Annotated in this window: 11 protein-coding genes and 1 rRNA gene; 10 read left to right on the top strand and 2 right to left on the bottom strand. The window is 57.7% G+C overall.

Annotated features, from left to right (window positions below):
- The first annotated feature begins 138 nt into the window (after positions 1-138).
- The 10 genes from KUL77_RS10095 to KUL77_RS10050 all read left to right on the top strand — a co-directional run bounded on the left by KUL77_RS10095 (position 139) and on the right by KUL77_RS10050 (position 10794).
- Positions 139-1443: an efflux RND transporter periplasmic adaptor subunit gene (locus tag KUL77_RS10095; RefSeq protein ID WP_297146551.1), complete on the top strand. Its 1305-nt coding sequence runs from the start codon at positions 139-141 to the stop codon at positions 1441-1443.
- A gap of 12 nt (positions 1444-1455) precedes the next feature.
- Positions 1456-2172, top strand: a complete 717-nt coding sequence (locus KUL77_RS10090) for an ABC transporter ATP-binding protein (RefSeq protein ID WP_297146548.1) — start codon at positions 1456-1458, stop codon at positions 2170-2172.
- A gap of 11 nt (positions 2173-2183) precedes the next feature.
- A complete protein-coding gene (locus tag KUL77_RS10085) occupies positions 2184-3500 on the top strand; it encodes an ABC transporter permease (RefSeq protein WP_297146545.1) in 1317 nt (438 codons plus the stop codon).
- A gap of 10 nt (positions 3501-3510) precedes the next feature.
- Positions 3511-4770, top strand: a complete 1260-nt coding sequence (locus KUL77_RS10080; RefSeq protein ID WP_297146542.1) for an FtsX-like permease family protein — start codon at positions 3511-3513, stop codon at positions 4768-4770.
- A 12-nt stretch (positions 4771-4782) separates the two neighbouring features.
- A complete protein-coding gene (locus tag KUL77_RS10075) occupies positions 4783-6105 on the top strand; it encodes an ABC transporter permease (RefSeq protein ID WP_297146539.1) in 1323 nt (440 codons plus the stop codon).
- Positions 6106-6250: 145 nt separating this feature from the next.
- On the top strand, positions 6251-7339 hold the full coding sequence (locus KUL77_RS10070) for an FtsX-like permease family protein (protein ID WP_343231547.1): 1089 nt from the start codon (positions 6251-6253) through the stop codon (positions 7337-7339).
- Positions 7340-7360: 21 nt separating this feature from the next.
- A complete protein-coding gene (locus KUL77_RS10065; protein ID WP_297146534.1) occupies positions 7361-8698 on the top strand; it encodes a sigma-54 dependent transcriptional regulator in 1338 nt (445 codons plus the stop codon).
- Positions 8699-8701: 3 nt separating this feature from the next.
- Complete coding sequence (locus KUL77_RS10060) at positions 8702-10012, top strand: ATP-binding protein (protein ID WP_297146531.1); 1311 nt, start codon at positions 8702-8704, stop codon at positions 10010-10012.
- Positions 10013-10084: 72 nt separating this feature from the next.
- Positions 10085-10378, top strand: coding sequence for a ribbon-helix-helix domain-containing protein (locus KUL77_RS10055; RefSeq protein ID WP_297146528.1), 294 nt, complete (start codon positions 10085-10087; stop codon positions 10376-10378).
- A complete protein-coding gene (locus KUL77_RS10050; RefSeq protein ID WP_297146526.1) occupies positions 10375-10794 on the top strand; it encodes a PIN domain-containing protein in 420 nt (139 codons plus the stop codon). Before KUL77_RS10055 ends, KUL77_RS10050 begins: the two co-directional genes overlap by 4 nt.
- Here KUL77_RS10050 and glmU read toward each other — a convergent pair.
- Positions 10791-12170 (bottom strand): bifunctional UDP-N-acetylglucosamine diphosphorylase/glucosamine-1-phosphate N-acetyltransferase GlmU, encoded by a 1380-nt coding sequence (glmU, locus tag KUL77_RS10045; protein WP_297146524.1) that lies wholly within the window; start codon positions 12168-12170, stop codon positions 10791-10793. The two genes, KUL77_RS10050 and glmU, sit on opposite strands and share 4 nt — an antisense overlap.
- Positions 12171-12292: 122 nt before the next feature.
- A 5S ribosomal RNA gene (rrf, locus tag KUL77_RS10040) occupies positions 12293-12385 on the bottom strand; the annotation flags it as partial.

The raw sequence follows: 12385 nt of genomic DNA, 5'->3' as shown, positions 1-12385 counted from the left end.
GAAGCGCCAAGTTTAGCCGCTCGCGCCCCTCGCCTGTCCGACCGGACACTAAACACTGCCTCCGGACACCCGAACACAAAAATAATTTCTTTTATTTCAGTATGTTACAAGTGGCACACCAATTGCCTAAAGACAAGCATGAACACATCTCCGCCTCGGCTTTCCTCTCGCAACCAGATCCGCGACACCGCGGCCCAAGATCAACGCGTGGCCCCACAGCCAACGCGCCGCCGCTTCATCGTGCCGATTTTAGCGGCTGCCGTTGCGCTAGGGCTAATCGGCTGGGTCGCATCGAGCTGGCTTGGCGGCGCACAGTCGTATGACGCCTCACGCCTGCGCATTGCCGAAGTCAGCCGTGGTGATTTGGTACGCGACCTCAGCGCCGAAGGCCGCGTCATCGCCGCCAACAGCCCCACGTTGTACGCCATCGCCGCGGGTGTCGTGCACCTGTCGGTTGTGGCGGGCGACAAGGTTTCCAAGGGCCAACCGCTGGCCAGCATCGACAGCCCCGAGCTGCGCAGCAAATTGGTGCAAGAAGAATCTACGCTGGCGAGCTTCGAAGCCGCCGCCAGCCGCGCCCAGCTGGACGCACAAATTGCCCGCGCCAACGCCCAGCGCGCGCTTGACCAAGCCGGGGTGGATCGCACTACCGCGCAGCGCGATTTAGAACGCTATCAGCGTGCCTTCGACGGCGGCGCGGTACCCAAGAACGACCTCAACCGCGCGCAAGACATGATGAAGAAAGCCGATATCGGGCTCACCGCCGCGCAGCGCGATTTCAAGCTTCAGAGCGCAGGCGCAGGTCTTGATGCCAAAAACAAACAACTGCAAGCCCAGCGCCAACGCGCCGTGGTGGAAGAAGCGCAGCGCCAAGTCGATGCACTCACTTTGCGCGCGCCGTTCGATGGGCAAGTGGGGCAGGTACACATTTCACAAGGCACCAATGTCATCACCAATGGCCCAGTACTGAGCGTGGTGGACTTAAGTAAGTTTGAGGTGGAAATCAAAGTTCCAGAAAGTTTTGCCCGTGATCTTGGTATCGGCATGCCCGCGCAGATCACCAGCAATAATTTGGGCTATGCCGGTGAAATCGCCGCCGTCTCGCCGGAAGTGGTGAATGGAGAAGTGACCGCGCGGGTGCGCTTTGCCAACGGCAAACAGCCACCGGGACTCCGGCAAAACCAGCGTCTCACCGTGCGCATCGTAATGGACACGCGCAAGAACGTACTGATGGTGGAACGTGGCCCCTTTGTTGATCAAGACGGCGGCCGCGTGGCCTATGTCGTGCATGGCAGCAGCGCGCAGCGCCAGCCCATTCGCACCGGCGCGTCGTCCCTTTCCAACGTCGAAATCCTCTCAGGCCTAAAGCCCGGAGACCGCATCGTGGTCTCGGGCGCCGATCAATTCAACAACGCGGAACGTGTCCGCATTTCCGGAAACTAAAGGAGCCTCACCATGCTCGATATGCGCCAAGTTACCAAGGTGTACCGCACCGAACTCGTTGAAACCCACGCACTGCGTAGCCTCGATTTACAGGTGGCAGAAGGCGAATTCGTGGCCGTCACCGGCCCATCGGGTTCAGGCAAAACCACCTTCCTCAATATTGCAGGACTGCTGGAAGAATTTACCGGCGGCGAGTACCTGCTCGATGGCGTCAATATTAAAGGCTTGAACGACAACGCCCGCTCACGCCTGCGCAACGAGAAGATCGGCTTCATCTTTCAAGGCTTCAACCTCATCCCCGACCTCAATCTGTTTGATAACTGCGACGTGCCGCTGCGCTACCGCCGCATGCCTGCAAACGAGCGCAAACTGCGCATTGAAGATGCGCTCGGCATGGTGGGGCTGGGCTCGCGCATGAAGCACTACCCGGCGGAGCTCTCCGGCGGTCAGCAGCAACGCGCTGCGATTGCCCGCGCCCTTGCCGGTAGCCCGCGCCTGCTGCTGGCCGACGAACCCACCGGCAACCTCGACAGCCAAATGGCGCGCAGCGTGATGGAGCTGCTGGAAGACATCAACGAACAAGGCACCACCATTGTCATGGTGACCCACGACCCAGAGCTAGCCGCGCGTGCGCAACGCAACGTGCACATCGTTGATGGCATGGCCACCGATTTAAGCGTCGCCCCCGCACTCGCCCGCGCCGCCCATGCAGACGCCACCACCGCCTGAAGGACACCGCCATGTTTGGCTATTACCTCACCCTTGCGCTGCGCAGTTTTAAGCGCAATCGCGTGCTGACCTCGCTGATGGTGCTCATCATCGCCTTCGGTGTTTCCGCCTCGATGACCTCATGGTCGGTATTTCGCGCCGTTTCGGGTGACCCGATCCCGTGGAAGTCCAGCCGCCTGTTCATCCCGCAGATCGATAACTGGGGGCCAAACGGCCGAAGCCGCGATGGTGAGCCACCGCAGGCGATGAGCTATATCGACGCCATGGCGCTGATGCGCGACCACAAAGCCACACTGCAATCGGCGATGTATCAGCTCGCGCCTTCGATTGTTCCACCCGACTCTACGCTCCACCCCGTCAACGCCAGCGGTCACGGTGTGTTTAGCGAATTCTTCAGCATGCTAGACGTGCCCTTCCAATTTGGAAACGCTTGGAATGCGCAAGATGACGCCAACCGTGCACGCGTGATCGTCATCAGCGACAAACTCAATAAAAAATTATTTAGCGGCCGCAATAGCGTGGGCAAGAGCCTGAATGTGGAAGGCACGCCTTATCGCATCATTGGTGTGCTGCCGCACTGGAACCCGCAGCCGCGATTTTACGACGTGGTTAACAGCGGCGCATTCGACAGCAATGTGGAAGATATTTTTCTACCCTTCAATACCGCCATTGATGCAGGCCTCGACAACCAAGGCAATACCAACTGCTACGCCCCACCACAGCAGCCAGGCTTTACAGGCTTGCAACAATCGGAATGCGTGTGGATTGCATACCTCGCGCTGCTCGACGACGCCACTGCGGTCAGCGCCTACCGCAATTACCTGCAAAGTTATTCCAGTAAACAGCAGCAAGCTGGGCGCTTTAGCTGGGCCCCCAACCTGCGCCTGCGCAGCGTTACAGAATGGCTGCAGGCACGCGAAGTCGTTCCATCGGACACCAAAATCTCCCTCCTAGTTGCGCTGGGTCTGCTGGTGGCCTGCCTCGTCAACACCATTGGCTTGCTCTTGGCCAAGTTCCTGCGGCGCAGCAGTGAGATCGGCGTACGCCGTGCACTGGGTGCCCCCCGGCGGCAGATCTATCTTCAGTTTTTGGTGGAGTCCGGCGTCATTGGCTTTTCAGGTGGCGTGCTGGGTCTTCTCTTTACCTTCCTCGGCATCTCCAGCGTGGACTGGATCTTTCCGAAAGAAATTGCCGAGCTTGCGCAGATCGATTTGCCGCTGCTGCTGTTAACACTCGTGCTCTCCGTCCTTGCCACGTTGCTGGCAGGCCTATACCCCACGTGGCGCGCGGCGCAGGTTCAACCTGCGTGGCAGCTGAAATCCAACTGAGGGCTTTGCCATGTCCCTGCACCCAATGATCGCCGCGCTACGCAAGCATAAATCCGGCGTTGTATTGATTGCTCTGCAGATCGCCATCACTTTAGCCATCGTCTGCAATGCTATTTTCATCATCTCCCAACGCATCGACCGCGTGAATCGCCCCACGGGGATGGATGAATCCAACCTCATGCTCCTCACCCAGCAATGGGTAGGCGCACCGAATGATAGCGCCCCCGGTGCCGCCAACAAGCTTGACGCCATGCTGCAAGAAGACCTTGCTACGCTGCGCGCGCTTCCCGGCGTGGCCTCGGTCACGTCCATCAATTCCTTTCCACTCCTCAACTCATCGTGGAACGGCGGCGTATCTACAACCGCAGAAACCATATTGAACAGCGACACCATCATGTCTACGTTCTACTTCGCCGATGAGGCGGCACTTAAAACAATGGGTCTGCGCCTCATTGCCGGGCGCGATTTCACCAAAGCAGATGTTGTCCACATGGGCTTTCGTGACAATGCCGACCGCCCCATTGCCATCATCAGTAAAGCACTGGCCGAACAGCTATATCCCGGCAGCAATGGCAATGTCGTCGGTAAACCCATTTTCACCAACGGCAGCACCGCGCCCACTACCATCATCGGTGTCGTCGAGCGTCTGCAAAGCCCTAGCACCGGCACGTGGGGAAGCCGCTTCGCCTACAACAGCACCATTTTTCCAGTGCGTTTGAATGCCGCATTCTCGCGCTACGCCATCCGCACCCAACCGGGACAGCTGAACAACGTACTGAAAGCAGCACCGCAAGCACTGTACCGCACCAACCCCATGCGTGTGATCGACGAATCCATGGTAAAGACCTTCGCCGAAATGCGCAGCGAAGCCTACCGCGCTGACGTGGGTATGGCCGTTTTGATGGGCATGATCTGCTTTATCCTGCTTGCTGTCACCGCAGCCGGCATCGTGGGCCTCACCAGCTTTTGGGTGCAACAACGCACCAAACAAATCGGCATTCGCCGTGCCCTTGGTGCAACGCGTGGACAAATTCTGCACTACTTCCAAACCGAGAACTTTTTCATCGCCAGCCTCGGCATCATGCTCGGCGCACTGCTGGCGTTCGGGTTGAATCAGCTATTGATGCGTCAATACGAACTGCCGCGCCTGCCGCTGTATTACCTCCCCATCGGTGCGCTCGTGCTGTGCGTACTCGGCCAATTCTCCGTCTTCGGCCCGGCCCGCCGTGCGGCAGCAGTGCCGCCTGCAATTGCTACACGCAGCGCCTGACGGGAGTCAACAATGTTTACTTATTACCTTCGCATGGCTATTCGCAGCTTTCGCCAAAACGGGCTACTCACAGTGCTGATGGTGCTCTCTATTGCCACTGGAATTGGGGCCTCAATGACCATGCTTACGGTGATGCATTTCCTATCAGGCAACCCGCTACCAGGCAGCAGCCAACGTTTGTTTTATGTCCAAGTTGATGCAATGCCCGACAGCAAGCCGCGCAAAGATCCACCTGACATGCTCGACTATGTCTCCGCATACGACTTATGGAAATCCAAGCGCGGGCAACGACAAAGCATCGTTGTCGATAGCAGCATTCGCTTACAAGCCACAGATACAACTATGACGCCAATGATGGCGACGATGCTTTCGGCACATGCTGATTTCTTCCCTATGTTTGACGTGCCTTTTGCCTACGGCAGTGGCTGGAGCGCAGCAGATGACGAAAAGCGTAGCCGCGTCGTGGTGATCTCTGCTGCCCTCAACAATCAGCTATTTGGTGGCATCAACAGTGTTGGGCGTCACTTGCGTGTGCGTAATAGCGATCTTCGCATTATTGGAGTACTGAAGCCTTGGCGCCCGTCACCCAAATTTTATACCTTAGCTGGAGGGACTTTCGCCCAAGGTAATACGGCAGATTTTTACGGAAAAATCGAAGATGTCATGGTGCCGTTCCAAACAGGGCTAGACATCAACGACGGTTATTTTCAGCAATTTACCTGCTGGGGAATGCCCACCACGCCTGGTAGCCTCCGCAATTCCCCCTGCCTTTGGCTTCAACTTTGGGTACAACTTGATAGCGCGGCGGATATCGCCAGCTACCGCCAATTTGTTTCCGACTATGTTGCGCAGCAAAAGCAACTTGGACGTATAAGCCAAACCAACAATGCTCGCATTCTCTCGTTACTTGAATGGCTAGACTACAACCGCGTTGTCCCGCGTGATGTGCGCCTACAGACCTGGCTAGCGCTCGCTTTCCTCATCATCTGCCTATTCAATACGGTTGGCTTATTGCTTGTAAAATTTTTGCGCCGCAGTGGTGAAGTTGGCGTCCGTCGTGCACTTGGTGCGCCTCGCGGTGCAATTTTTTCTCAATGCCTTGTTGAATCGGGGCTAATTGGCTTATTGGGTGGAATAGGCGGCCTGCTCCTCACCATGCTCGGCCTATGGCTTATTCGCCAACAACCACTGGAATACGCCGACATGATCCATCTCGACATGCCGATGTTCCTACTCACCTTCGGTCTCGCACTACTCAGTAGTTTAATTGCAGGCATCTTCCCCGCAGCCCGTGCTGCGCGCATTCAACCAGCCATGCAGCTCAAAGCTCTGTGAGGTTGTCATGTCTTTTAACATCAGACCTATCCTTTCCACATTATCTAGGCACCGCACGGCCACGATGTTGATCGTGCTTGAAATTGCACTCGCTTGCGCCGTTCTTTGCAATGCCCTTTTTTTAATTACAGAGCGCCTTGCATTGATGAACGTCACCAGTGGCGTCGAGGAAAGCCAATTTGGTCTTGTCAGCTTCCGCAGCTGCGAGCAATGTCAACCCGCGGAGTTCAACGCGCGCATACAATCCGCGCTACGCGCCATTCCCGGTATTAAGAGCATAGGTGTGGTGAGTGCACTCCCGTTCGCCTCACCCACCGGAAACGCGGGGATTACACTTGATCAAGCGGGCAAACAGTTCGGTGGCGTGCCACATTTTTATGGCTTTGGGCCAAGCGCCATTTCCACCCTTGGCTTACATCCAACCCAAGGGCGCAATTTCACCGATGTCGATTTTCAACCCGCGGCTCTATATTTTTTCCCCGCCTCCGCTGACGTTTGGATCACTCGATCACTTGCCGATCATCTGTGGCCTAATGAGACCCCACTTGGAAGATCATTTTGGATGGACAAGTTCCACTACCGTGTCGCTGGGGTGCTCGCGCACTTCGTCAGACCCAACCCTGGGCAAGGAGAAACCGGCATCACCGGGGCAGATTGGTCGGTCATTCTTCCTTTACTAGATTCTGCACAAACCGGCACCTATGTGATTCACGCCACGCCCACCCAATGGCCTCAGCTCATGCAGGAGATTCGTAAAACCGTTAGGCAAATTGCTCCAGAGGCGATCCTTGATGAAGAGCAAAGTCGGCCGCTGGCAGAACTTCGTCATCAATTTTTTCAGCGCGACCGCGCTATGGCCTGGCTGCTTGTTCTTGTCATTATGGCCATGCTGTTAGTCACCTCGCTTGGCATCCTCGGCCTCGCCAGTTTCTGGGTGCAGCAGCGCACCAAGCAAATCGGCATTCGCCGTGCACTCGGCGCTACGCGCGGGCAGATTTTGCGCTATTTTCAAACCGAAAATTTCTTAATTTCTAGTCTAGGCATTGCACTTGGCATGCTACTCGCGTACCTCATCAATCAACTGCTGATGCAGCACTACGCGCTGCCGCGCCTGCCGCTGTACTACCTCCCTATCGGTGCGCTCGTGCTGTGGGTTTTAGGGCAAGCCGCTGTGTTCGGCCCGGCCCGCCGCGCGGCAGCAGTGCCGCCTGCAATCGCTACGCGTAGTGCCTAAGCCTCCGGCTACAATCTGCCCATGCCTACTATTCTTGTCATTGACGACAACCCCGCCGTAGCCACTGCGCTCGACGTGCTGTTCTCACTGCACGACCTGCAAACGCTGTATGCCGATTCCCCACAAGCAGGGCTTGAACTTCTTGGCCGCGAAGATATCGCACTCGTCATCCAAGACATGAACTTTCATGCCGACACCACCTCAGGCGAAGAAGGCATTGCGCTCTTCAAAAAAATTCGTACGCACTACCCAGACCTTCCGGTAATTTTGCTCACCGCATGGACGCATCTTGAAGCGGCGGTGGAGCTGGTGAAAGCAGGCGCGGCCGATTATTTAGCCAAACCGTGGGACGACAGCAAGCTACTCATCACCGTCAACAATCTTTTGGAATTGAGTGAAACGCGGCAGCAGGCCGCACAGGCACACGCGCAGCAACGCCAGCTCCGCAGCAGCCTAGAGCGCGAGTTCGACCTGCGCGGCACCATCTACGCCGCCCCTGCCAGCGAAGCCGCGCTGCGGCTTGCCTGCCAAGTGGCGCGCGCCGACATTCCCGTGCTGATCACCGGCCCCAACGGCGCCGGCAAAGAGCGCTACGCGGAAATTTTGCACTACAACTCGCACGTTGCCGGTGGCCCGTTTATCGCCGTCAACTGCGGCGCACTACCCAGCGAATTGATCGAAGCCGAACTGTTTGGTGCCGACGCTGGTGCTTATACCGGCGCTAACAAACCGCGCGACGGAAAATTTGAAGCGGCCGATGGCGGCACGTTATTTTTGGATGAAATCGGCACGCTGCCGCTGGCTGGCCAAGTCAAGCTGCTGCGCGTGCTGGAAACAGGGCGTTTTCAGCGGCTAGGCAGCAACCGCGAGCGCAGTGTCAAAGTGCGCATCGTAAGCGCCACCAATGCCGATCTCCCGGCATTGATCGCGGAAGGAAAATTTCGCGAAGACCTCTACTACCGTCTCAACGGCATTGAACTGCGCATTCCTGCACTGGCTCAGCGTCCCGCCGATATTCTTCCACTGGCACGCGCCTTTTTACCGCTGGGCAAGCGCCTAAGCAGCGATGCCGAACGCACCCTGCAACGCTACCCATGGCCCGGCAACGTGCGCGAATTACGCAACGTCATGCAGCGCGCCGTGTTGCTTGCGCAGAGCAATCTCATTGCCGCATCTGATCTTAATCTTCCCCAGCTCCAACCCAGCGTCACGCCAGCAAATGACGAACCAGACCGCGCCACTATTGAAGCCGCACTTGCTCGCGCAGGCGGCGTGGTCGCACAGGCCGCCGCTGAATTAGGGCTTTCGCGGCAAGCGCTCTACCGCCGCATGGACCGCCTTGGTATCGCGCGGAGCTAAGCCATGCGTCGCCTTCGCCACCTGTCCATTAGTCTGCGTCTTACCGCAATCGCCATCAGCATCGCTGCGCTCACCGCGGCTGCCACCGTCGTACTCCAACACTGGCTTCCTGTATGGGTTGCCGCCAGCCTTGCCGCAGCAGGTGCGGCCGCACTCGCCCTCATGCTGCAACAGCGTGTGCTTGCTCCCATGCGCGCCCTATTTCGCGCCCTCACCGGCACCGTCACCAGCTACCGCGATGGCGACTTCAGCTTCAGCATCGCCTGGGATGCCGCAGGTGATCTTGGCGAGCTCGTCGCCGCCCACAACGCCTTGGGCGACACATTGCGCGACCAACGTCTCGCCCTTGTGCAGCGCGAACTGCTGCTCGACACCATTGTGCAAAACACTCCCGTTGCAATGGTCTTACTCGACCCTTCACAACGTGTCGTGCTGGGCAATGTCGCCGCACGCAAAATGTTGAGTGGAGGCAAGCGGCTGGAAGGCCATAGCTTCGACGCCATTCTCACCGCAGCCGAGCCCGCTGTGTGCGAAGCCTTGACGCGCGACGGTGATGGCATGTTCACCGTCGGCCACGACGATGACGAAGACATCTACCACCTCTCACGCCGTCGATTCCGCCTCAATGGCCGCACGCACGAATTGATTCTGCTACGCCAACTCACCGCTGAGCTGCGCAGGCAAGAAGTGCAAACGTGGAAAAAAGTGATCCGCGTTATCAGCCACGAACTCAATAATTCACTAGCCCCCATCGCCTCACTGGCACACTCCGGCAGCGAGCTCGTTCGCCGTGGCAATTACGATCGCCTACCTACGGCGCTCGCGACCATTGAAGACCGCGCCCGCCATCTCGAAAGTTTTATCCGCGACTACGCGCGCTTTGCCAAGCTACCCGCACCACGCAAAGAGGCAGTGGAATGGCACCGTTTCATTGCCCAACTCCGTGCACAAGTAGAGTTTGCCTCCGAGCTGCATCCCATTGATGGCATCGGTCTTTTCGACGCCGCGCAGCTAGAACAAGCCCTCATCAACCTACTCAAAAATGCGCACGAATCCGGCACCGCCGCAAGCGACGTCAAGCTCACTGTGCGCGCTCTTTCCGACGGCTGGCGCATTGAGGTGCAAGACCGCGGCAGCGGTATGAACGAAGCCGTACTGGCCAATGCGTTGCTGCCGTTTTATTCCACCAAACGCAATGGTACCGGGCTGGGGCTGGCATTAGCACGTGAAATCGCCGAGGCGCACGGTGGCCGCATCGCCCTACTCAACCGCGAAGGCGGCGGGCTGTGTGTGGCGATGTACCTCCCCGTATGAAGTGGTTCAGGCAAAGGTTGACACCCTCCCAGTATCGTCATACATTTATGACAACCTTAAGAGGCTCTTCCCATGTCAATCTCTGATATTCGTATCAATGCGCGCCTCACCGGCTCCGATGCGCAGCGGTTGCAAGAGCTATTGAGCTATAGCGGTAGTTCTGTCTCCGAGGTGTTGCGCGACGCTTTGCGCGAATACCACGCATTGCATGTTCGCCCACAGCGCGACCCCATGCAGCTGCTTGCCGGCTATATCGGTAGCGGCAACGGCCCCGAAGACCTGTCTTCAAATTACAAAACCTACCTCATCGATGCGCTAGAAAATAAATTACCTATCCGCGTACAAGAACCCGGTAAAGCGCCGTGATTCTTACTGATAGTGGTTTTTGGATCGCACTCGGAAATCGCCGTGATCGCCACCACGCAGCAGCGCTCAGTGCGGCGCAGCGTTATGCGCATGAAGGCTTTGTCAGCACTTGGCCGGTACTAACCGAAGTCACGCATTTACTGATGGCGCGAGTAGGTATACACCAAGCGTTGGAGTTTATGGACGCCATTGCGCAGGGCGCCTGCCTCATTCCAACGCCACCCGATGATGCCGCTGCACGCGCACACAGCCTGATGCGCCGCTACCAAAATCTACCCATGGATTTGGCCGACGCCTCACTGGTGATCCTTGCGGAACACTTGGGCGAGGGTCGCATTCTGTCCACGGATCAACGCGATTTTTCCGGCTACCGCTGGAAAAATACCCAGCCGTTCACGAACCTACTCCTGCCTTAAGTCTTCTTTGTAGGCCGCTGCCAACCATCCTTGGTTTCTTGGCGCACGCCCGCCAAGGTGAGCTTATGCGGCGGTGCGTTTTTCCGAATGGTTGAGCCTGCACCAATCGTCGCACCTGCACCAATCGTCACTGGGGCCACAAGCGCTGAATTCGAACCGATAAACGCGCCATCTTCAATCGTGGTGACAAACTTATTCACGCCATCGTAGTTGCAGGTGATGGTGCCCGCGCCGACGTTGACCTTGCTGCCAATCACTGCATCGCCCAGATAGCTCAGGTGGTTGGCCTTGCTGCCACGGCCCAGCGTGGTCTTTTTGGTTTCAACAAAATTGCCCACATGCACATCCTGCGCCAGCACGGTGCCGGGCCGCAGCCGCGCATACGGGCCAATCTGCACACCGGCATCGCACTGCGCGCCTTCAATATCGCAATGCGCACGCACGACGCAGCCCGCGCCCAGTGTGGCATTTTGAATACGGCAGAACGGGCCAATTTTGACGCCATCCCCTAGGTGCACGTCGCCTTCAAAAACCACGTCCACATCAATTTCAACATCCCGTCCCACCGTCACTGTGCCGCGAATATCCACACGCGCCGGATCTGCCACTCGCGCCCCTGCGGTGCACAGCGCCCGCACCTGCCGCTGCTGAAAGGCGCGCTCCAGCTGCGCCAATTGCCACGGATCATTAGCGCCTTCGGTTTCAAGTGCTTGTTCAACCGTCACAATCGCCGCTGACGCAAACTCTTGCGCGGCCGTCGCAAAAATATCGGTGAGGTAATACTCGCCCTGTGCGTTGGTGTTCTTCAGGCCGTTCAACCAACGTTTCAGTGCCGCCGCGTCTGCCGCAATCACGCCGGTATTGATCAAGCCAATACACCGCTGCAGCTCATCGGCATCCTTATGCTCAACAATCGCGGCGACATGGCCTTCGCTATCCCGCACAATGCGGCCATATCCGGTTGGATCTGCTGGCTCTGCCGCCAGCACAGCCAAAGCCCGCGGTGCGTCCAGCAGCCGCTGCAATGTGTGCGCAGTAATTAAAGGCACATCGCCATACAGCACCAGCACCCGCGCCGCGTCAGGAATTGCGGGCATGGCCTGTTGCACCGCATGCCCCGTACCCAGCTGCTGCGCCTGCACTGCCCAGTGCAAATCCAGTTGTGCCGCAAACGCGGCGCGCACTTGCTCACCACCATGCCCATATACGATATGAATACCTGCAGGCGCCAGTGCACGTGCAGCGTCCACCACATGCGCAAGCATGGGGCGGCCGGCAATAGGCTGCAACACCTTCGGCACATCGGACTTCATTCGCTTGCCTTCGCCAGCAGCAAGAATCACGACGTGCAAAGGGGCATCAAGTGCGTTCTGCATGAACAGGGATCTCCAAAAGTTGGAGGTAATTTTACCGGATTGTCCTGCAGACATGCCTAGCGATATAAATTTTTGCCCAAGAAAAAACCCCGCCTCTTGTGAGGCGGGGTTTTGGTATAAGGCCCTGGCGATGACCTACTCTCGCATGCGGATGCACACTACCATCGGCGCGGCTGCGTTTCACTTCCGAGTTCGGGATGGGATCGGGTGGTGCC

The sequence above is a fragment of the Thermomonas sp. genome (assembly GCF_019104945.1).
Taxonomy (GTDB): Bacteria; Pseudomonadota; Gammaproteobacteria; order Xanthomonadales; family Xanthomonadaceae; genus Thermomonas.
The sequence above is the reverse complement of the archived record's forward strand: the minus strand, read 5'-3'. Positions and strand labels throughout refer to the sequence as shown.